This window comes from Streptomyces sp. NBC_00299 (genome assembly GCF_036173045.1).
GTDB classification, from domain to species: Bacteria; Actinomycetota; Actinomycetes; order Streptomycetales; family Streptomycetaceae; genus Streptomyces; species Streptomyces machairae.
Window position 1 is genome coordinate 6,205,336 of the sequence record NZ_CP108039.1, and the last position, 21,394, is coordinate 6,226,729.

Annotated in this window: 18 protein-coding genes; 6 read left to right on the top strand and 12 right to left on the bottom strand. The window is 70.9% G+C overall.

From position 1 onward, the window contains the following. The first annotated feature begins 189 nt into the window (after positions 1-189). Complete coding sequence (locus tag OHT51_RS27630; RefSeq protein WP_328881614.1) at positions 190-1,977, top strand: TIGR03767 family metallophosphoesterase; 1,788 nt, start codon at positions 190-192, stop codon at positions 1,975-1,977. A gap of 137 nt (positions 1,978-2,114) precedes the next feature. Continuing rightward, complete coding sequence (locus OHT51_RS27635) at positions 2,115-3,338, top strand: serine hydrolase domain-containing protein (protein WP_328881615.1); 1,224 nt, start codon at positions 2,115-2,117, stop codon at positions 3,336-3,338. Positions 3,339-3,418: 80 nt separating this feature from the next. Here the strand turns inward: OHT51_RS27635 and OHT51_RS27640 are convergent, their stop codons facing one another. Both OHT51_RS27640 and pepN read right to left on the bottom strand, forming a co-directional pair. After that, positions 3,419-4,480: a hypothetical protein gene (locus OHT51_RS27640; protein ID WP_328881616.1), complete on the bottom strand. Its 1,062-nt coding sequence runs from the start codon at positions 4,478-4,480 to the stop codon at positions 3,419-3,421. Positions 4,481-4,687: 207 nt separating this feature from the next. Further along, positions 4,688-7,288, bottom strand: coding sequence for an aminopeptidase N (pepN, locus tag OHT51_RS27645; RefSeq protein ID WP_328881617.1), 2,601 nt, complete (start codon positions 7,286-7,288; stop codon positions 4,688-4,690). Between the two features lie 147 nt (positions 7,289-7,435). On the opposite strand from pepN, the gene OHT51_RS27650 reads away from it, so the two are divergent. After that, positions 7,436-8,074 (top strand): mycothiol-dependent nitroreductase Rv2466c family protein, encoded by a 639-nt coding sequence (locus OHT51_RS27650; RefSeq protein WP_328881618.1) that lies wholly within the window; start codon positions 7,436-7,438, stop codon positions 8,072-8,074. A gap of 3 nt (positions 8,075-8,077) precedes the next feature. On the opposite strand, the gene OHT51_RS27655 is transcribed toward OHT51_RS27650, so the two are convergent. The 10 genes from OHT51_RS27655 to OHT51_RS27700 all read right to left on the bottom strand — a co-directional run bounded on the left by OHT51_RS27655 (position 8,078) and on the right by OHT51_RS27700 (position 18,198). Further along, positions 8,078-8,311, bottom strand: a complete 234-nt coding sequence (locus OHT51_RS27655; RefSeq protein WP_328881619.1) for a hypothetical protein — start codon at positions 8,309-8,311, stop codon at positions 8,078-8,080. Then, the gene (locus tag OHT51_RS27660; protein ID WP_328881620.1) at positions 8,311-9,366 is read right to left on the bottom strand and encodes a glycerophosphodiester phosphodiesterase family protein; all 1,056 of its coding nucleotides are present in this window, start codon (positions 9,364-9,366) and stop codon (positions 8,311-8,313) included. Before OHT51_RS27660 ends, OHT51_RS27655 begins: the two co-directional genes overlap by 1 nt. Before the next feature lie 26 nt (positions 9,367-9,392). After that, positions 9,393-10,820: an FGGY-family carbohydrate kinase gene (locus OHT51_RS27665; protein ID WP_328881621.1), complete on the bottom strand. Its 1,428-nt coding sequence runs from the start codon at positions 10,818-10,820 to the stop codon at positions 9,393-9,395. Positions 10,821-11,070: 250 nt separating this feature from the next. Then, positions 11,071-12,099 carry a 2-hydroxyacid dehydrogenase gene (locus tag OHT51_RS27670; RefSeq protein ID WP_328881622.1) on the bottom strand — a complete coding sequence of 343 codons (1,029 nt, stop codon included), beginning with the start codon at positions 12,097-12,099 and terminating at the stop codon, positions 11,071-11,073. Further along, positions 12,096-13,181, bottom strand: coding sequence for an ABC transporter ATP-binding protein (locus OHT51_RS27675; protein ID WP_328881623.1), 1,086 nt, complete (start codon positions 13,179-13,181; stop codon positions 12,096-12,098). The genes OHT51_RS27670 and OHT51_RS27675 overlap by 4 nt, the downstream gene beginning before the upstream one ends. Continuing rightward, positions 13,159-13,986 (bottom strand): DeoR/GlpR family DNA-binding transcription regulator, encoded by an 828-nt coding sequence (locus OHT51_RS27680; RefSeq protein ID WP_328881624.1) that lies wholly within the window; start codon positions 13,984-13,986, stop codon positions 13,159-13,161. The genes OHT51_RS27675 and OHT51_RS27680 overlap by 23 nt, the downstream gene beginning before the upstream one ends. After that, positions 13,983-15,068 carry an ABC transporter ATP-binding protein gene (locus OHT51_RS27685; RefSeq protein ID WP_328881625.1) on the bottom strand — a complete coding sequence of 362 codons (1,086 nt, stop codon included), beginning with the start codon at positions 15,066-15,068 and terminating at the stop codon, positions 13,983-13,985. The genes OHT51_RS27680 and OHT51_RS27685 overlap by 4 nt, the downstream gene beginning before the upstream one ends. After that, positions 15,065-15,895 (bottom strand): carbohydrate ABC transporter permease, encoded by an 831-nt coding sequence (locus OHT51_RS27690; protein ID WP_328881626.1) that lies wholly within the window; start codon positions 15,893-15,895, stop codon positions 15,065-15,067. The genes OHT51_RS27685 and OHT51_RS27690 overlap by 4 nt, the downstream gene beginning before the upstream one ends. After that, positions 15,892-16,773: a carbohydrate ABC transporter permease gene (locus tag OHT51_RS27695; protein WP_328881627.1), complete on the bottom strand. Its 882-nt coding sequence runs from the start codon at positions 16,771-16,773 to the stop codon at positions 15,892-15,894. Before OHT51_RS27695 ends, OHT51_RS27690 begins: the two co-directional genes overlap by 4 nt. A 3-nt stretch (positions 16,774-16,776) precedes the next feature. Beyond that, positions 16,777-18,198, bottom strand: a complete 1,422-nt coding sequence (locus OHT51_RS27700) for an ABC transporter substrate-binding protein (protein ID WP_328881628.1) — start codon at positions 18,196-18,198, stop codon at positions 16,777-16,779. Positions 18,199-18,366: 168 nt separating this feature from the next. Here OHT51_RS27700 and OHT51_RS27705 point away from each other — a divergent pair, with 168 nt between their 5' ends. Genes OHT51_RS27705 through OHT51_RS27715 form a run of 3 tightly spaced genes read left to right on the top strand, consistent with a single transcriptional unit; the run spans position 18,367 to position 21,329 of the window. Continuing rightward, complete coding sequence (locus OHT51_RS27705; RefSeq protein ID WP_328881629.1) at positions 18,367-19,851, top strand: FGGY-family carbohydrate kinase; 1,485 nt, start codon at positions 18,367-18,369, stop codon at positions 19,849-19,851. A gap of 50 nt (positions 19,852-19,901) precedes the next feature. Then, complete coding sequence (locus OHT51_RS27710) at positions 19,902-20,537, top strand: histidine phosphatase family protein (RefSeq protein WP_328884457.1); 636 nt, start codon at positions 19,902-19,904, stop codon at positions 20,535-20,537. 12 nt (positions 20,538-20,549) lie between these two features. Further along, positions 20,550-21,329, top strand: a complete 780-nt coding sequence (locus tag OHT51_RS27715) for an SAM-dependent methyltransferase (protein WP_328881630.1) — start codon at positions 20,550-20,552, stop codon at positions 21,327-21,329. Positions 21,330-21,394 lie beyond the last annotated feature (65 nt).

Here is a 21,394-nt window from a genome sequence, read left to right on the forward strand (position 1 = left end):
CCGTTCGAGGAGCGGCCGTGAACGCGGAGGGTGTCCCAAGATCCACGTACGGTGATCGGCGTTGCGCGTTGCCGCCCTGTTCATGCGCAGGCCATTCCCGGTGCCAACGATCCACAGTGAGCGGGACGTTCGCTTCGGCGAGCGCCCCGCGACCACTGCCGACGCGTTCGCACTCGGGGAGATCGCGCCATGTCGCGCATACGCTCTGTCGCCAGCTCCGCTGGGGTCCACCGCCGTACTCTGCTCGCCGCCACCGGTGCGGTGACCCTCTCCGCGGGGGTCGGTTACACCCTGCGGCCCACCGACAGCGAGGCCGCCACCACGGCGGGCCCCGCGAGCGCGCAGGGCGCCGGTGCGGGCAACGCCGCGGCCGAGGCGCCGGTCGGTGCCTCCCGCAAGCTGCCGGTCGCGCTCGCTCCGTACACGCGGGGCACCACGCTGGCCAATGTCGCCACCCCGCGCGGTACCTCCGGCTACCGCCGGCTCGGTGACGGCCCCGGCTGGCGCCGCGTCGTCCGTGACGACCTGGCCGCCCCCAAGGCGGACCGCGCGAAGCGGCGTACGGCGCTCGCCGCCTTCGTGCAGCTCACCGACCTGCACCTGATCGACGCCCAGCACCCGCTGCGGCTGGAGTACCTGCGCTCCACGGACGTGCACGCCTGGCGGCCGCAGGAGGCGCTGACCGTGCCCGGCGCGGTGGCGCTCGTCGAGCGGCTCAACGCCCTGCGGGGCGGCCCCGTCACCGGCGCCCCGCTCCACTTCGCGATGACCACCGGCGACAACACGGACAACAACTGCAAGTCCGAGCTGGAGTGGTTCCTCACGGTGATGAGCGGCGGCCGCGTCACCCCGAACACCGGTGACCCGCGGCAGTACGAGGGCGTCCAGAACAGCGGCCTGAAGCTGTACTGGCAGGCCGACGACAGCGTCCGCGACGCCGACAAGCAGGTCGGCTTCCCGCACATCGAGGGCTTCCTCGCCGCCGCGATCCGCGAGACGCGCAGCCCCGGTCTGAACATCCCCTGGTACTCCACGGTCGGCAACCACGACGCGATGCCGCTCGGCACGTACGCCTCGCACAGCGACTCCTACCTGACCGACCTGGCCGTCGGCGGCAAGAAGCTGATGAACGTCTCCGCGGCGGACGCCAAGAAGCTCCAGGACTCCCTCAAGCAGGACAAGGACCCGCGGGGCACCGTCTTCAAGGACTTCCTCAAGGCCCACGCCCGCTCGATGCGCTCGGTCACCCCGGACGAGAAGCGGGCGCCGTTCACGCCGAAGGACTACGTGCGGGCCCACCTGGACCCCGCCTTCCGCGGCCACGGCCCCGTCGGCCACGGCTACTCGACGGCCAACCTGGACGCGGGCACCCAGTACTACAGCTTCCGCATCGCCGACGACGTCATCGGCATCAGCCTCGACACCACCGACCCGGGCGGCCACTACGAAGGGTCCATCGGGGCGGCCCAGTTCAACTGGCTGGACAGGACGCTGCGGGAGAACAAGGACTCGTACGCGATCATCTTCAGCCACCACACCAGCAAGACGATGGGCAACCTCCGCCGCGACCCGGCCCGTCCGAGCGAGCGGCGCGTGGGCGGCGCCGAGCTGGTCAAGCTGCTGGGCGGTCACCGCAATGTCCTGGCCTGGGTGAACGGGCACATCCACAAGAACGTCATCACCCCGCACTCCGCCTCCGGCGGCCGCTCCTTCTGGGAGATCTCCACCGCCTCCCACGTCGACTTCCCCCAACTCGCCCGGATCATCGAGGTGGTGGACAACAAGGACGGCACGATCTCGCTGTTCACCACCCTCATCGAGTCCTCGGCCCCGCACGCCACCGACTTCACGGACCTCTCCCAGACGGGCCTCGCCGCCCTCTACCGCGAGCTGTCCCTCAACGCTCCCGGCGCCCGCTCGACGCTGGCGGGCGAGCGGGGGGACCGCAACACGGAACTGGTCCTGAAGAAGGCCTGAGCGGGCCCCGAAGCAGCCCCGAGCCGCACAACGGCCGAAACACGCTCAACTGCCGCCCCCCTCTTCAACCTTGGCGGCACCCGCCCGGTCTCTCCCTCCGACCACGCTCGAAGCGAGCGGGCAGATGGGGGAGAGACATGAGCGTACGTACGACCCGCACGGCCCTCGTGGCGGCGACGGCGGTGACGCTGTCCGTGGCCCTCGCGGTCCCCGCGCTGGCGGCCACGCCCGCCGCACAGGGGCACGACGCGACCCGCAAGGCCATGGAGGCAGCCGTCGACGACGGCGTGCCCGGCGTGACGGCGACCGTGAAGGACGCCCGCGGCACCTGGTCGGCGACAGCGGGCGTCGGCAACCTCAAGACGGGCAAGCCGCGTGCGGCGGACGACCGCTACCGGGTGGGCAGCATCACCAAGACCTTCGTCGCCACCGTGCTGCTCCAGCTGGAGGCGGAGGGCACGCTGTCCCTGGACGACACCGTCGAGGAGTGGCTGCCGGGCGTGGTGCGGGGCAACGGCCATGACGGCGGACGGATCACCCTCCGCCAGCTCCTCAACCACACCAGCGGCATCTACAACTACACGGCGGACGACGACTTCGGCCGTACGTACTTCCTCAAGGACGGCTTCTTCGAGCACCGCTACGACACCAAGAAGCCCGCGGAACTGGTCGCGCTCGCCATGACCCACAAGCCGGACTTCGAGCCGGGGACGTCGTGGAACTACTCCAACACCAACTTCGTGCTCGCCGGAATGGTGATCGAGAAGGCCACGGGCCGCCCGTACGGCGCCGAGGTCCGCGACCGCGTCATCAAGCCCCTGCACCTGACCGCCACGTCCGTCCCCGGCACCCGCGTGAGCGTCCCCGGGCCCAGCAGCCGTGCCTACTCCAAGCTGGCGGAGACGGCGACGGGCCCGACGTACGACGTCACGAAGCTCAACCCGTCCCTCGCCTACGCGGCCGGCGAGATGATCTCCAACTCGGCCGACCTCAACCGCTTCTACTCGGCCCTCCTGCGCGGCAAGCTCCTGCCGCGCGAGCAGCTCGCCGAGATGACCACGACGATCCCCCTCGACGAGGCCAACAGCTACGGCCTCGGCCTGATGAAGACCAAGCTGACCTGCGGCGTCACGGTCTGGGGCCATGGCGGCGGCATCCATGGCTCGATATCCGAGGGCGTCACGACGCGGGACGGCCGCCACGCCCTCGCCTTCAACTTCAACGGCGACTGGTCGGGGGACACGGCCGCGGTGATCGAGGCCGAGTTCTGCGGGAAGGGCGGGAAGGGCGGGAAGGGCAAGGGGGAGGGAGAGGGCACGACGGCCGGGCGCACCGGGGCACGCGGCCCCAACCTCAGCTGACGGCATGAGGAGGGGCCGCGGGGCTCTCCGGCCCCGCGGCCCCTCCTCTCCCCTCCTGGTGCTGCCGTCCCGGTCCGTCACTACCGGGGCAGCACCACGACATACGCGGCCGGATCACGGTCCACCGCGGCCATCAGCGCCGTACGGACCACCGCCGCCTGCTGCTCCATCGACTCCCGCAGCTTCTTCGGGGTGATGTGCACGACCGTGATGCCGAGCCGCTCCAAATGCTCGCGCTTGCGGGCGTACTCGGACCAGAGGGCGTCGTCGTCCTGCCGGTCGCCCTGGCGCGGGGCCCGGGTGTCGAGTTCGACGGCCACCGAGTGCTCCGGCCAGTACGCGTCGAGGCCGCCCAGGTGAGGGCCGCCCGGCAGGCGCAGGTCGACGTTCCAGACGGGGTCGGGAAGGCCGTGGTCGCGGACCATCTCGTACAGGCGGTCCTCCGCGATCGCGCGGCCCTCCGCGAGCAGGGAGTCCACCGCGTCCACCACGTGCGGGCGGGACAGCAGCTTCGCCTGGTTCAACTCCCGCACCACCGACGCAGGTTCGCAGTGACCGCCCCGGACGGCCTCGGTCAGCAGCCGGCGTACGGCGCCCGCGTCCGTCAGCTCGGCCACCGCGTCGGCCAGGGCGCGCGGCACCGGGGCGACCGGGAGACCCGTCACCTGCTGGGGGGTGGGCAGTGCGGGGGTGCGCAGGATGCGGGCGCAGCCCGTGGAGCGCAGCCGGCGCATCCGCGGGACCAGGACGTCGACCGTGTCCAGCGCGGTGAGCGGCGGGGTGGCGGAGAAGCCGTGCAGGGTCAGCGCCGCGAGGCCCGTGATCACCGCGTCGGGGTAGCGGGGGGCGGCGTGGTCCTCGTCCGCGTTCGGCTGGGACGGCACGGCCGGCGTCCGCTCCCGTGCCGCGTACATCAGCACCGCGTGCAGGCGCTCCTCGCTGGTCGGCGGGCCGGGGTGGAGCAGGAAGACGCCGGGCAGGATCTGCTGCCAGGGGCCGCCCGGGCGGCACTGCTCGTTCATGTCGGCGTTCGCGACACCGTGGGACTTCAGCTGCGCGGCCGTCATGACGCGGCGGTGCACCTCGGAGAGGTGACGAAGGGGGCGGGGGGAGAGCGGGGGGAGCGGGGCGTTGTGGTTCATGACCCGGAGGTTCCCGCGTCGGATCGGCCCTTTAACCGCTGTTACACGGCCGTCGACAAATACGGACAACATGGCACTAAAGGACGCGTGTTCGGATGCCGAGTAGGCACGGAAAACCCCTGGTCCGTTCGGGTGGGACCAGGGGTTACGGCTGCTATTGCCTGAATTCCGTAACGGTCACGGACGGCCGTGATCGTTGGCCATAGGTCATCCGGCGGTTGACGCGTCGGCGGCCGCCGCGTCACACGCCTGCCCCCGCAGCCCCCGCGCCAGATCGTCGCGCGCCTCCAGCACCAGCCGCCGCAGCGCCGGCGCCGCGTCCTCGTGGGCCGCGAGCCACGCGTCCGTCGCGTCCAGCGTGGCCCGCGACTGCTGGAGCGCCGGGAACAGACCCTGGACCACGACCATGCCGATCTGGATGGACCGCTCGGCCCACACCCCCTCGATGGCGGCGAAGTACTTCTCGGCGAACGGCGCGAGCAGCTCCCGCTGGGACGGCTGGGAGAAGCCGGAGATGGTCGCCTCGACCAGGGCGTTGGACAGCGCGTCGGACTCGACGACCTGCGCCCACGCCTGCGCCTTCACCGCCGCCGACGGCCGGGCGGCGAGACAGCGGACCTGGTGACGCCTGCCGGACGCCGTGTCGTCCCGGGCCAGTTCGGCAGCCAGCACCGACTCGTCGGCCGCTCCGTGCGCGGCCAGCGGCTCCAGGAACGCCCAGCGCAGCTCCTGGTCGACATCCAGCCCCTCGACCTTCTCCGCGCCCTCCAGCAGACCCCGCAGCAGCCCCAGGTCCTCCGGCCCCGACGCCACCGACGCGAGGAACCGCGCCCACGCCAACTGCTGCTCGCTGCCCGGCGCGGCGGCCCGCAGCTCCCGCAACGCACCCTCGGCCAGCAGCCGTTCGCCGGTCTGCCGCCACTCGGGCGCCACATAGTTGACCAGCGACGAGTTCGCCCACGCGTGCAGCATCTGCAGCACGCCGATGTCGGACTCGCGCCCCGCGAACCGCAGCACCAGATCCACGAACTCCCGCGCCGGTAGCAGCGCGTCCCGCGTCATGTTCCACAGCGCCGACCAGCACTGGGCACGGGCGAGCGGGTCGGTCAGCGCGCCCAGGTGCTCCCGCAGCGTCGCCAGGGACGTCTCGTCGAAGCGGGTCTTGCAGTACGTCAGGTCGTCGTCGTTGACCATCACCAGCTCCGGCGCCTCGGCGCCCGCCAGTTCCGCCACGACCGTGCGCGGACCGTCGACGTCGACCTCGGCCCGCGCGTACCGCTCCAGCGAACCGTCCGAGCCCCGCCGGTACAGGCCCACCGCCACCCGGTGCGGGCGCAGTTCGGGGTGCGACTCCGCCGCCTCCTGCACGACCGCGAGCTCGTCGATCCGGCCCTCGGCGTCCAACAGCACCTGCGGGGTCAGCGAGTTGACGCCCGCCGTCTGCAGCCAGGAGCGCGCCCACACGCCCATGTCCCGGCCGCTGGTCTCCTCCAGCGCCGACAGCAGATCGCCGAGCCGGGTGTTGCCGTACGCGTGCCGCTTGAAGTAGCGCCGCGCACCCTCCAGGAACGCGTCCTGCCCGACGTACGCGACGAGTTGCTTCAGCACCGAAGCGCCCTTGGCGTACGTGATGCCGTCGAAGTTGAGCTTCGCGTCCTGGAGGTCGCGGATGTCCGCGGTGATCGGATGCGTGGAGGGCAGCTGGTCGGCGCGGTACGCCCAGGCCTTGCGGCGGTTGGCGAAGGTGATCCAGGCGTCCTTGAAGCGGGTCGCGCCGACGTTCGCGAACGTGCCCATGAAGTCCGCGAAGGACTCCTTCAGCCACAGGTCGTCCCACCACTCCATGGTGACCAGGTCGCCGAACCACATGTGCGCCATCTCGTGCAGGATGACGTTCGCCCGGCCCTCGTACGACGACCGCGTGACCTTGCCGCGGAAGATGAACTCCTCCCGGAAAGTCACCATCCCCGGGTTCTCCATCGCGCCGAGGTTGTACTCGGGCACGAACGCCTGGTCGTACTTCCCGAAGGGGTACGGGTAGTCGAAGTGGTCGTGGAAGAAGTCCAGGCCCTGCTTGGTGACCAGGAAGACGTCGTCGGCGTCGAAGTACGGGGCGAGCCCCTTGCGGCACATCGCGCCGAGCGGGATCTCAAGCGTGGCGCCGTCGGCGAACGTGCGGGAGTACGAGTCCGTGACGTAGTGGTACGGGCCCGCCACCACACACGTGATGTACGTCGAGATCGGCTTGGTCTCCGCGAACCGCCAGGTGCCGTCGGCGAGCTCACCGGCCCCGTTGCTCCACACCGTCCATCCCTCGGGCGCCCGCACCTCGAAGCGGAACGGCGCCTTGAGGTCCGGCTGCTCGAAGTTCGCGAAGACGCGGCGGGAGTCGGCCGGCTCGTACTGCGTGTAGAGGTAGACCTCGCCGTCCTCCGGGTCGACGAAGCGGTGCATGCCCTCACCGGTGCGGGAGTAGGCGCACTGCGCGTCGACGACGAGCTCGTTGTCCGCGGCGAGGTCCTCCAGGACGATCCGCGAGCCGTCGAAGACCTCGCTCGGGTCCAGGTCCCTGCCGTTCAGGGAGACGGCCGTCACACTCGGCGCGATCAGGTCCGCGAAGCTGGTCGCGCCGGGCTCGGCGCACCGGAAGCGGATCGTGGTGACCGAGCGGAAGGTGCGCGGGGCCCCGCTCTCAGCGTCCCCGTCGCCGAGTGCGGAACGCACGTCGAGGGACACGTCGTACCCGTCGACGGCAAGCAGGGCGGCCCGCTCGCGGGCCTCGTCGCGGGACAGATTCTCACCGGGCACGAGCGGTACTCCCTCGGGTGGTGTTCAGTATGCGGACAGCCCCGATCCTGCCATGTGCCTCTACCCGCGGCACCGGGGAATGGCGGGGCGAGCAGCGGTGTTGCCCGAGAGGTTCGGCTGAGACCTGCTTGCCTCATGAGGAGAGACATGTCGGAGAAGACCCCCGTCGACTTCTGGTTCGACCCGCTGTGCCCCTGGGCCTGGATGACCTCGCGCTGGGTGCTGGAGGTGGAGAAGGTCCGTGACATCGAGGTCCGCTGGCATGTGATGAGCCTGGCCGTTCTCAACGAGGACAAGCTGGACGACCTGCCCGAGGAATACCGCGACATGCTCGCCACCAAGGCGTGGGGCCCGGTCCGGGTCGTCATCGCCGCGCAGGAGCTGCACGGCGCCGACGTGCTCGGTGACTTCTACACCGCCCTCGGCACCCGCATCCACAACCAGGGCGAGGGCCCCGGCAAGGAGACGGTCGCCGCCGCCCTGAAGGACGCCGGCCTGCCGGACTCCCTCATAAACCACTGGGACGGCACCGAGTACGAGCCGCAGCTGCGTGCCTCCCACAAGGAGGGCATCGACAAGGTCGGCCAGGAGGTCGGCACCCCCGTCATCGCCGTCCCCGGCGCCGACGGCGAGCAGATCGCCTTCTTCGGCCCCGTCGTCACCCCGGCCCCCCAGGGCGAGGACGCCGCGAAGCTGTGGGACGGCACCCTCGCCGTGGCCTCCGTGCCGGGCTTCTACGAGATCAAGCGGACGCGGACGAAGGGGCCGGACTTCAGCAACCTGTAGGGCTCAGTCGCCGGCTGCGGTCTCCTCCGCGAGGAACTTCTCCGGGAGGCGGCCGTAGCCGGCCTTGTTGAACTGCGGGTAGTACGTCAGACAGCCCTTGCCGGTGCACCGCCACAGGTTGTCCACGAAGAAGCCCGGCCCCTCCTTCTCCCGTACCGCCGCCCTCTCCTCCTTGTCGAGGTACCGGAAGATCTGCATGGTGCCGCAGGTCGGGCAATCCAGTGTGCGGGTCCTCATCAACCCCTCCTCGCCATCACCGCCAGATCGGGGAAGTCGGTCACCACCGCATCGACCCCCAGCCCGTAGTACAGCGCGTACTCGGCGAACGCGTCCCCGAAATCGTTCGCTCCGCTACCGCGCCGGAATTGCGCGGGCAGGAACTGGTTCTCCGCGCGGAAGGTGTACGGCCCGATCCGCAGCCCCGCCGCATGCGCGTCCGCGACGAGCGACGTACCGGCGACCGACGACTTGTCCGGCCCGATCCAGTCCGCGTACTCGGCGATCCGCGCCAGCCCCGCCGGGCTCATCATGTCCTTGTACGTCGTCGGATCACCGGCCGAGACCAGGTCGTACGGCCCACCCGTCGTCCCCAGCGCCTGCCACAGCGGCACCCTCAGCTGCTCCGCCGCAATCCGTTTCAGACTCGTCGGCTCGAAGGACTGCACCACGCACTCACGCGAGCCGAGCCGGTTGCGACGGACCACGTACGCGAGTTTCGGCTCCAACGGCAGGCCGATCGAGCGGAAGTACGTCGGATGCTTGGTCTCCGGGAAGACGGCGATCGTACGGCCGTACGTCTTAGACAGCCTGCGCGCCAGGTCCACCACCTCCTGGAAGGTGAGGATTTCCTCCCGGCCGTCGAACACCGTGTTGCGGTTGCGGACCAGCGGCAGTCGCTCCACCGCCCGCAGCGTCTTCAGCTCCGCCAGCGTGAAGTCCTCCGTGAACCAGCCCGTCACCGCCCGCCCGTCCACCGTCTTCGTCGTCCGGCGGTCCGCGAACTCCGGGTGCGACGCCACGTCCGTCGTCTGCGAGATCTCGTTCTCGTGCCGGACGACCAGGACGTGGTCCTTCGTCGGGACGAGGTCCGGTTCGATCCAGTCGGCGCCGGTCTGCACGGCGTACGAGTAGGAGACCGCCGTGTGTTCGGGGCGCCACCCGGCCGCGCCGCGATGGCCGATGACGACCGGCCCCGTCGAAGGGCGGGGGCCGGCGGTCGCCGGTGTGGGTACGGCCGCGGCCGCCGTGGTGCCGGCGGCCGCGAGCAGCAGGGATCTACGTCTCGGATGCATTCAACTCCCTTTCCTCGTACGGATTTTCAGATGCGTCGTGCCCTGTCGCGCGCCTCGGTCAGGCGGGCCAGGTGGTCCTCGTACGCCCTCGCGTAGTACGCCGCCCGCTCCCCGTCCGGCTCGACTACAGCCGTCGGCCGCGTCCACGCCTCCGCGTCCAGCGCCACCCCGTACCGCTCGGCCGCCGCCAGCACCGCGCCCCGCGCGCCCACCTCGCCCTCGACGACCCGCAGCGGGCGCCCGAGGACATCGGCGAGCAGCTGCATCCAGGCCGGGCTGCGCGTGCCGCCTCCGCACACGGCCAGCGTTCCGGTGAGGCCCGCCGCCTCCAGACAGTGCCGGGCCGCGTAGCCGATGCCCTCGCAGGTCGCCCGGACCAGATCGGCCCGGGTCGACTCCAGGGAGACACCGGTCAGTTCGGCGCGCAGACGGGGCTCGACGAAGGGCGCGCGCTCACCCGACGGCGCGAAGTACGGCAGGACACGGACGCCGTGCGCGCCCGGCGGGGTCTCGGCCAGCAGCCCGTCGACCTCCTCGTGCCGGACGCCCGTCGTCGACAGCACCCAGTCCAGCGCGGCCGTACCGACCATCGCGGGCATCGCGCGCAGCCAGTGCCCCGGGCGGTCGGTGTTGATGTACAGCCCGGCCGGCTCGCCGGTCAGGTCGAGGTCGGTGGTCGCGACCAGGCTGGCCAGACAGGTGCCGACGATGAGCAGACCGTCGCCGGGGGACGTCACGCCCGCGCCGAGCGCGCAGGCCGGGAGGTCGTACGGGCCGTTCGCGATGCGGGTCCCGGGCGGGAGGCCCTCGCCACGGGTCTGCGCGGTCGCGACCGGGTCGCTCACCGGGGCGAGGAGGCCGCGGCGGTGGGCCAGGCCCAGAAGTTCGACCACTCGGTTGTCGTAGGTCCGGGTGCGGGGGTCGAGGAAGGGCATGGAGGCGTCCGACACGTCCGTCGTCGGGGCTGCTCCCGTCAGCCGCTGGAACACCATGTCCTTGCAGTACAGCGCGGCCCTCGCGGCATCCAGCGCCTTCGGCTCGTGACTGTCCAGCCAGGCGAGGAGCGGTCCCGGAGACCCCGGGAACATCGCGCCCCCCGTCCGCCGGAACACCGTCTCGAACGTGCCGTCCGCCAGCCAGCGGTCGACCAGTTCGTGCGCCCGGCCGTCCATCCAGGAGGCGGCGGGGCGCACGGGGAGCCCGTCGGCGTCCACCAGCCATACGCCGTCGCCTTGGCCGGTCAGGCCGGCCAGCTCGATCTGTTCGGGGGCGCGGGAGGTCACCTCGTTCAGTACGGCGACGACTGCGGCGTACACCTCCTCCATGTCCTGCTCGACGAACCCGTCGTGCAGGGCCAGGTCCACCGGGCGGGCGGCGACCGCGAGTTCACGGCCCGCCGAGTCGAACGCGGCTGCCTTCACCGTGGACGTGCCTACATCGATACCGACGTACATTCCAACCCACCTCTTTGGCTCGGTCGGCTGTGCAGTGCCTTTTGCAGCTGGCGTGCCGAATATCTGGTTCGGTCGCCTTCGGGGCGCCTCAGCCGGTGTCGAGAGGGCGATCGTGCTCGACCCTTCGGGCCTCCGCGCGTTCGCCCCCTCGACACCGGCGCGCCCCTACGGCTCCCTCACGGCCGGTGTCGTCGGACCAGTGAGGTTGGTGGGCTCGCACCCGGGGCCGACCTTTCGGGCGGAGCTCACCTCAGGTCAGGCAGTGCGCGAGGGGCTCTCCGCGCACCCAGCGGCTCACTTCCTCGGCGGCGATGCGGGCCGCCTTCTCCGCGACCGCGCGGGACGCGCCGCCCAGGTGGGGGGTCAGGACGACGCGGTCGGCCAGGGCGTGCAGGCGGGAGGCCGGGGGCAACGGCTCCTGGGCGTACGTGTCCAGGGCCGCCGCCGACAGGTGGCCGTTCTCCAGTGCGGCGCACAGGGCGTCCTCGTCCAGGAGCGGGCCGCGGGCCGCGTTGACGACCACCGCGCCCTGCGGGAGCAGGGCGAGTTCGCGGGCGCCGATCAGGCCTCGGGTCTCGGCGGTGAGGCGGGCGTGGAGGGTGATCACCCGGGAGGCGCGCAGGAGGTCGTCCAGGGAGGCGACCCGTAGGCCGTGGATCTCGCCGTGGACGTAGGGGTCGTGGACCATGACCCGTGCCCCGAAGGCGCCCAGCACGCGCGCGACCCTGCTGCCCACGGCCCCGTAGCCCACCAGGCCGACCGGGAGGTCCTCCAGTTCCAGGCCGCTGTGCTCGTAGGTGTAGTAGGTGGCCCCCTCCCAACTGCCCTGCCGGGCAAGGAGGTCGTGGGCCTGGGGGATGCGGCGCAGCGCCGCGAGCATCAGGCCGACCGTGAACTCGGCGGTGGCGGCGGCGTTGCGGCCGGGCGCGTAGCAGACCCGGACGTCGTGCCGCTTGGCCGCGTCCAGGTTGACGTTCACCGGGCCGCCGCGGCAGACGACGACCAGGCGGAGGTCGGGACAGGCGTCGAGGACGCGTTCCGTGACCGGGCCCATCTGGGTGACCAGCACCTGCGCACCGGCGAGCGCCTCGATCAGCTCGTCCTCGGCGTCGCTCGCCTCCGTCACCTCCGCCACCGGGCCGAAGGGGTCGAGTGGCCAGCCGAGGGTCAACTCGGCCACTTCACAGGTGAGTTCAGGGTCGAGTGCCTCTCTGATCAGCGACGGCAGGATGAAGTGGTCGCCCGCGGCCACCACACGCACGCTGTTCCCGTTGGTCATCGCAGGGTGTCTCCTGTCTCGGCGTCGAAGACGTGGGTGAGGTGGGGGTCGGCGGTGACGTGGACGCGGTCGTCGTGGGCGAGGCGGACCTCGGGGGTGGTGAGGACGACGAGGGGGTTGTCGACGCCGTCGAGGGTGAGGGTGGCGATACCCGACTCCAGGAGTGGTTCGTGGGCGACTACGCGGGCGGGCAGGCCGCCGTCGTCCTCGCCGGTCAGGGTCAGGTCCTCGGGGCGGATGCCGACCATCACCTTGCGGCCCTCCGGCAGCGGTACCGGCAGCGCGATCCGCACCGTGTCGGAGAGTCGGGCGTGGGCGTCGGTGTCCGTGATGCCGGGGAGGAGGTTGATCGCGGGCTCGCCGACGAAGTCCGCGACGAAGACATTGGCGGGGCTGTCGTAGATCTCGTACGGGGTGCCGAGCTGCTGGATGACGCCGTCCTTCATCACGGCGATCCGGTCGGCGAGGGACAGGGCCTCCTCCTGGTCGTGGGTGACCAGGATGGTCGTATGGCCCAGGTCGCGCTGGATGCGCTTGAGTTCGCGGCGGGTCGTGTCGCGCTGGGCGGCGTCGAGGTGGGACAGCGGCTCGTCGAGGAGGAGGACGTCCGGTTCGCGGATCAGGGCCCGGGCCAGGGACACGCGCTGCTTCTGGCCGCTGGAGAGGCCGGCGGGGTGGGCGTCCAGGATGGCGGTGAGGTCGACGCGTGCGGCGATCTCCTTGACCTTGCGGTCGACGTCGGCCCGGTCGGCCCGTCTGCGTGCCCTCAGGCCGAAGGCGAGGTTCTGCGCCACGGTCAGCGGCGGGTAGAGCGCGTAGTTCTCGAACGCGACCCCGATGTTGCGCTGCTGGGCCGGCCGCGCGGTCACGGACGCCCCGCCCACCAGGATGTCCCCGCCGGTCACCGTCTCCAGGCCGGCGATCATGCGCAGGGTGGTGGACTTTCCGCAGCCCGACGGGCCCAGGAGGCCGAGCAGTTCCCCGGAGCGCAGGGCGAGGTCGATGCCGCGCACGGCGTCCACCGCCGGGCGGCCCCGTGCTCGGTAGGTCTTGCGCAGATCACGTAGCTCCAGCTCGGTCATCGCTGCCCTTCGTCGCGCATACCTCGTAACGGACCTTGTGCTCGTCCAGGTCCCGCAGTGCCTCCGCCGACGCCCCGTCGTCCACCAGGAGCAGGTCGAAGCGGGAGAGGGGGACCACCCGGTGCAGGGCGACGCGGGCGAGCTTGGTGTGGTCGATCAGCAGGATGTTGCGGGCGGCGGCGTCGAGCATGGCCCGCTTCACCGACACGATGTGCTGCTCCTGGTGGTAGGCGAAACCCCCGCGCACGGCCGACGTCGACGCGAAGCAGACGTCCACGCGCAGCTGCTCGATCGCCTCGACGCAGGAGACGCCGAGGAAGGACGAGTGCAGCGGGTCGTAGTCGCCGCCGAGGGCCATGAGGTGGATGCCGCGCTGGTCGGAGAGGAGGTTGATCGCTTCCAGGAAGTTGGTGACGACCGTGAGCGGGGTGACCTCGCCGAGGCGCAGCCTGCGGGCTATCTCCAGGGTGGAGGTGGAGTCGTCCAGCATGATCGCCATGCCGGGCTCGATCAGCTTCAGCGCACGGTCGGCCACGGCGGCCTTCTGCGCCCGCATGGTCTTCAGCCGGTACTGGACGTTGGACTCGAAGACACCGGACGGCTGCGCGGTCACCCCGCCCCTCGACTTCCGCACGATTCCCTGCCGTTCGAGTTCGTCGAGGTCCCGGTGGATCGTCATCAGGCTCACGCCGAACCGCTCGGCCAGCTCGGCTGCCGTCGCCGAGCCGTCGGCGAGGACCTGCTCGGCCATGGCGGTCTGCCGGGCGGCGGGGCCCTGCGGACCGCTGCTGTGGTTGCTGCTCATCGGGTCTCGATCCGTCGTCCTGGACGCTCCGGCCGGTCGGCCTCGAACAGCAGCAGGTTCTCAGGCCGGACCGACAGCCGGACCGGATCGTCGGGTCGAAGGCCGGCCGCGTCGCCGCGCGGGGCGACCAGTGACACGTGCTGCTCGCCGAGCCGGACGGTGACCTCCACGGACCTGCCGAGCACCTCGGTGACGTAGACGGTGCCGGTGAGCTCGTGTCCCCGGCCGTTCAGCTCGATGTCCCGTGGGCGGACGCCGACCAGGACCTCCGTGCCGGGGGCGGCGTCGGCCCGCATCGGCAGCTCGACCTTGCCGTCCGCCGAGCGGAAGCTCCCGTCGGGCGCGAGGGCTCCCGGCAGCAGGTTGATCCGGGGCCGCCCGAAGGCGCGGGCGACCTCCGTGTCGTGGGGCCGGTACCAGATCTCCTCCCTCGTCCCCGTCTGCACGATCCGCCCGCCCCGGATGACCCCGATCCGGTCGCCGAGCGCCAGCGCCTCGACGGAGTCGTGGGTGACGTAGAGGGTGGTCGTGCGCCGCACCGCCCCGATCGCCTTCAGCTCGGCCCGCATCTGCTGGCGCAGCTTGGCGTCGAGGTGGGACAGGGGCTCGTCGAGGAGGAAGGCCCGGGCCGGGCGGACCAGGACGCGGCCGAGGGCGACGCGCTGCCGCTGGCCGTTGGAGAGTTGGCCGACCGGACGGTCCAGCAGGGCCGAGATGCCGAGGAGTTCTGCCACCTCGCCGATCCGTTCCCGGGCCTGCGCAGCGGGGAGGCGGTGCCGGGGGGAGCGGAGCGGCGAGGCGAGATTGTCGTAGGCCGACTTGTGCGGGTAGAGGGCGTAGCTCTCGAAGCACATCGCCACGCCACGGTCGTAGGGCTCGATGCCGCGCATGTCCCTGCCGTCGAGTTCGACCGTGCCGGCGTCGGGCATCTCCAGCCCGGCGACGGTCTTCAGGGTGGTGGTCTTGCCGGCGCCGGACGGTCCGAGCAGGCAGAAGAACTCGCCCTCGTGCACGTCCAGTTCCAGCCCGTCGAGCGCGGTGACCTTGCCGTACGTCTTGCGGATCTCCCCCAGGCGGATCATGACTTCACCGCCCCGAACGACAGCCCCCGCACCAGATACCGCTGGATGGTGAGGGCCAGCAGCAGCGGCGGTACGACGGAGACGAGCGCGGCGGCGGCCGTGAGGTTGTACTTGGGCCGGTCCCCGCCCAGGAAGGACAGCGCGCCCACGGTCACGGTCTGCGCCTCGTTGGAGGTCAGGATCAGCGGGAAGACGAAGTTGTTCCAGGCGAAGATGAAGGCGAGCAGGGACACGGCGGCCACTCCCGGCTTCACCAGCGGGAGCGCCACCTTCATGAACGCCTGTTTGCGTGTGTAGCCGTCCAGCAGCGCCGCCTGCTCCAGTTCGGGCGTGAGGTCGGCGAAGTACGACCGCATGATCCACACGATCAGCGGCAGCGTGACCAGCTGGAGCACCCACACCATGCCGACGTACGTGTCGAAAAGACCTAGCTTCTGGTACAGCACGAACAGCGGGATGATCACGGTGAGTTCGGGTGCGAACCGGAACGACAGCAGCGTGAACATCAGGTTCTCCGAGCCCTTGAAACGCCAGCGCGCGGAGGCGTACGCGGCCGGCAGCCCGACCAGGAGCGACAGCACGACCGCTCCCACCGAGACCACCAGGCTGTTGACGAAGAACCGCACGAACGGGATGCCCTCGCTGTCGCCGAGGACCGTGCGGTAGCCGTCGAGGGTGGGGGAGAAGGAGAAGTAGGTGGAGAAGAGCTGGTTCGTCGGCTTCAGCGACAGGATCACCATCCAGGCGATCGGGAACAGCGCGAAGACGAAGTAGAGGATGAGGGCGGCGTCGGCCAGCCATCCCAACAGGCGCTTCTTGACGGTCATTTCACCTCCGCGGCCTTCCGCTGGATCTTCCCCAGGTGCTTCACCAGCACCATCGCGGCGAGATACACCACGGCCCACAGCACGATCGTGTAGCTGATCCCGAACGAGTAACGCTGGAAGCGGATCGCCTCCAGGTAGGCGCGGATCTGGAGCACGACGGTCGAGTCGCCCGGCCCGCCTTCGGTGAGGGCGTAGATGATGTCGAACACCTTCAGCGAGTCCATGAACCGGAAGATCACCGCCACCAGGACGTACGGCCACAGCATCGGCAGCGTCAGGCGCCGGAAGGTGTACCACCAGCCCGCCCCGTCGACGGCCGCCGCCTCGAAGGGAGAGGTCGGCAGCGAACGCAGGCCGGCGAGGGCGAGGATCGCCACGAACGGGGTGTAGACCCAGACGTCCACGGCGATCGACGACAGCAGGGCGCCGGTCGGGGTGTCCGTCCACTGGACTCCGCCCAGCCCGAAGGGTCTCAGCAGGTAGTTGATCACCCCCACCGACGGCTGGAGCATCAGCTTCCAGATGATCGCCGCGATCACCGGCGCGATCATCAGCGGCAGGATGAGGATCTTCTCCAGCACCCTCCCGACCTGCGACGACCGGTGCAGCAGCAGGGCGACGGCGACCCCGAGGACCGTCTCGACGGCGGCGGCCCCCACCGCGTACAGCACCGTCACCCACGCCGAGTTCCAGAAGGCCTCCTGCGTGAAGACGGTCTCGTAGTTCTCGAACCGCACCATGTCCGGCTGGGGCTTGCTCGCCGAGAAGTCGAACAGGGTGTAGTAGAGGCCGAGCCCGAAGGGGTAGAGGATTCCGCAGGTCAGGAGCAGGGCGGGGACGATCAGGAGGTACGGGCGAAGGGCTAGCCGCCATCCCATCGGCTAGCCCACCTTGTCGGCGAGGTCGCCCGCCAGCCCGTCGAGCACCGACTTGGCACCGCCCCCGCCGTAGATCTCCTGGAGGGCGGCGGCCCAACTGGTGGTCGCGTCGAAGAACTGCGCCTGCGGGGTGAACTGGATCTTCGTCTGGTCGACGACGGTCTCGAAGGTCTCGATGAAGCCCGGCAGGTGCCGCATCTTGTCCTTGTAGGCGCTGTCGTTTGCGATCGACTTGCGGACCGGGTCGATGTGGTTGTGCGTGATCGCGCTCTTGCGCAGGTGCTCCTTGCCGGTCGCCCACTGCAGGAACAGCCAACTGGCGCTCTTCTTCTTGCTCTTGGCGTTCATGCCGAGCGACCAGATCCACATGTTGGTGGCGAGCGACCCGTCCGGTCCCTTCGGACCGGGGTGGAAGGCGATCTTCCCGGAGGCCGGGCTCGCCCCCTCGACCGCCTGGAAGTAGGCGGCCGTGTCCGCGTCGAACAGCATCCCGGCCTTCTTCGCACCGAGGTCGCTGGAGCACTGGTACCAGGTGTACGACGTCCAGGACGGCGGCCCGCCCTGCTTGACCATGCCGGCCCAGTCCTCGGTGAACGCGACGGCCTCTGGGCTGTTCATGGCCGGTGTGAGCTTCCCGCCCTTGACCGTGAAGTCCTTGAGCCCGTTGCGGGCGTACATCGTCATGAAGCCGGGGTGGATGGTGGCCCAGCTCCGGGACCCGCGGACGGCGATCCCGTACATGCCGTCGAAGCCGCCGCCCGGTGCCTTCTGCTTGATGGCCCCGGCGATCTCGCGCAGCTCGTCGAAGGTCTCGGCGGGCTTGAGGCCGAGCTTCTTGAAGACGTCCGTGTTGTAGGCGACGACGTTCGTCTCCCAGCCCCACGGCAGCGCGTACTGCCCGCCCTGTCCGAGCGGCGCGCCCGCCTTCAGGGACCACTGGTCGGCCTGGAGGAGGTTCGGGAAGAAGTCGGCCTGGTCCCATTCGGCGCCTGTCGCCGAGGAGTTGCGCATCCAGGGGCCGAGGTCCTCCAGCCAGCCGGGCGGCCCGTACTGCCAGACCATGTACGCGCCGAGCATGAAGACGTCGTACGAGGCCCGCCCGCTGGACAGGTCGACGGTGAGCTTGTCGAAGTAGTTGTCCTCGGGGAAGACGTCGTACTCGACCTTGATGCCGGTCTTCTCGGTGAAGGACTTCAGGTCGGCGATGAGCGCGTCCGTGTACGGGTGCTTGTTCAGCAGCGCCTTGACGGTCGTGCCCTTCTCCCGCTTCCAGTCGAACGAGCCGGTGACGTCGTCCGCCGCCGAGCCGTCGCTCTTGTCGTCGTCACCGCCGAACCCGGCCCCGCAGGCCGCGAGCAGCGGGGTTGCCGCTGCGGCGGCGGTCAGGGCGAGGAAGCGCCGGCGGTCGTGCACGTGCATGTCCATCCGTGACCTCCACGTGGGGTTGGGCCATCCGGGTGCTCGGGTTAACACGGCGAGTCGACTCGTTAACAGAGGGTGGAACGGCGGAAGTTGGGCGTCAATCCCTCGCGCAAGGGAAAATCTCAGGGCAGAGTGTGAAGTTCACGGATCGAGATGTGCTGGAGGTCCGGTATGGCACACGAACAGCCCCGTATGACGCACGATCAGGACGACGCATGGCTCGGGATCGATCTCGGCACCCAGAGCGTCCGGGTCCTGCTGGTCACGGGGGACGGCACCGTACTCGGCAGCGGCTCGGCGCCCCTCGGCGGGCGCCGGGACGGGGTGCGGCACGAGCAGGATCCGGGGGAGTGGTGGGACGCGGTGTGTACGGCGTCCCGGGCCGCGCTCGGTTCCCCGCGAGGGGTGCGGATCGGCGGGCTCGCGGTGTGCGGGACGTCCGGGACCGTGCTGCTGACGGACGGGGCGGGGCGGCCGACGAGCCCCGCGCTGATGTACGACGACGGGCGGGCGACGGTCCAGGGAGCGCGGGCGCGGATGGCGGGGCTCGCCGTGCAGGACACCTGGGCGCTGCCGAAGGCGCTGTGGCTGACCGAGACGTACGGGCAGGGGCGGGTCACCCATCAGCCGGACCTGGTCGTCTCCCTCCTCACCGGCGAGCCGCCCCCGGCCGACTCCAGCCACGCCCTGAAGACCGGCTACGACCTGGAGCGCGACGCCTGGCCGGCCATGCTGACCCGGCTGGGCCTGTCCGACGCGGTGATCCCGGACGTCGTACGCCCCGGCACCCCCCTCGGCGAGGTCTCCCCGACCGCCGCCGACGCCACCGGCATCCCCGCCGGAACCCCCGTCATCGCGGGGATGACCGACGGCTGCGCGGCCCAGATCGCCTCCGCCGCCCTGCGCCCCGGCTCCTGGAACTCCGTGCTCGGCACCACGCTGGTCCTCAAGGGCGCGTCCCCGACCCTGGTCCGGGACCCGACCGGAGTGGTCTACAACCACCGAGCCCCGGACGGGAGCTGGCTGCCCGGCGGGGCCTCCAGCGTGGGCGCGGGCGTGCTCACGGCGGCGTTCTCGGGCGCCGACCCGGCGGCCATGGACGCGCTGGCCGCCTCCTACGAGCCGTCCGGGGCGATCACGTACCCCCTCGTGTCACCCGGCGAACGGTTCCCGTTCCTGGCCCCGAAGGCCGTCGCGCTCGTCCTGGGCGAACCCGAGTCGGACGCCGACCTGTGGGCCGCGCTCCTCCAGGGCGTCGCCTTCACGGAACGCCTGTGCCTGGACTATCTGCACCACCTCGGCGCCCCCCTCGACGGCCCCCTCACCTTCACGGGCGGCGCCGCCCGCAGCCCGTACTGGAACCAGCTGCGCGCCGACATCCTGGGCCGCCCGGCCCGCGTACCGCAGCAGACGGAACCGGCCCTGGGAATGGCCGCGTTGGCGGCGTACGGAGCGGGAGCGGCACCCGGTCTGGCTCAGGCCGCGGAGGGCATGGTCCGCATCGGCAGGACCGTCGAACCCCGCCCCGACCGCACCGCCCGCTTCGCCGGGCCGTACGCGCGCCTGGTCGACGAACTGACCGCCCGAGGCTGGCTCCCGCCGCCGGTCGCGGCGCACGCACTGACGCGCCTGGACGCGGATACTTCGGCTTCATGAGCACGGGCAAGGGCGAGAGCAGAGGCAAGGGAACGGGCATGGGCATGAACATGGACCGGGGCACGAGTACGACGCTGTTGCTGGTCCGGCACGGGCAGACGGTCTGGCATGCCGAGAACCGCTACGCCGGGATCAGCGACGTGCCCCTCACCGACACGGGGCGCGCCCAGGCCGAGGCCCTCGGCCGCTGGGCCGCCGCCCACCCGGTCGACGCGATCTGGACCTCGCCCCTGTCCCGTGCCGCGGCCACCGCCGACCCCGCCTGCCGGGCCCTCGGCATCACCCCGCACCGCGAACCCGGCCTGCGCGAATGCGACTTCGGCGTGCTGGAGGGCCGTACGCTCGCTCAGTTCGCGGCCGAGGATCCCGAGGCGGCGGAGGCCTTCCGCGCCGATCCGGTGGCCCACCCGTTCCCGGATGCCGAGGACCCCGTCGCCGCCGCCGAGCGCGGTGCCGCCGCCCTGCGCCGCATCGCCGCCGCCCACCCCGGCGAACGGGTCCTCGTCGTCGCCCACAACACCCTGTTCCGGCTGGTGCTGTGCACGCTGCTGTCGATCCCGGCCGGGGAGTACCGCAGAGTGTTTCCGAGGTTGCGCAACGTGGCGATCAGCGAACTCCACATGAAAACCGACGGTTCCGCCGCACTTCTCTCCCTCAATGTGCCGTGCGAGCCGGACGTCCCGTAGGACCATGTGCCCATGACGGAGATCGACACCTCGGTACCGCACTCGGCCAGGATCTGGAACTACTGGCTGGGCGGCAAGGACAACTACCCCGTGGACGAGGCGGCCGGCGACGCCTACACCGCCGTGTACCCCGGCATCGTCACCATCGCCCGCAGCAGCCGCGCCTTCCTGGGCCGCAGCATCCGGTACCTGGTCACGGAGGCGGGCGTACGCCAGTTCCTCGACGTCGGCACGGGTCTGCCCACCGTCGACAACACCCACGAGGTCGCCCAGAGCCTCGCCCCCGAGTCGAGGATCGTCTACGTCGACAACGACCCGCTGGTCCTGGCCCACGCCCGCGCCCTGCTCACCTCGACGCCCGAGGGTGTGACGGCGTACGAGGACCTGAGCCTGTACGACCCGCAGAAGATCCTGGACGCGGCGTCCCGCACCCTCGACCTCTCCCGCCCCACGGCCCTGATCCTCAGCGGCATCCTCGGTCACGTCACCGACTACGAGCAGGCCCGCGGCATCGTCCGCGGCCTCCTGGCGGGCCTGCCCTCCGGCAGTTACCTCTCCCTCAACGAGGGCTCCCGGGGCACCGACCCGGACTACGAGCAGGCCCAGGACGCCTACAACGAGACCGGCGCCGTCCCGTACTTCCTGCGCCCGGTCGACCAGATCACCGCGTACTTCGAGGGTCTGGACCTGGTGGAGCCCGGCATCGTCTCCGTTCCGCTGTGGCACCCGGAGCCGGCCGGCGAGGAGCCGCGGCCGATCGGCCAGCACGGCGGACTGGGCCGCAAGCCCTGACGCCCTCCGGCGGCACGGGAAAACCCCCGCGAGTCAGGTCCTCGCGGGGGCTTCCTTCATTCCGC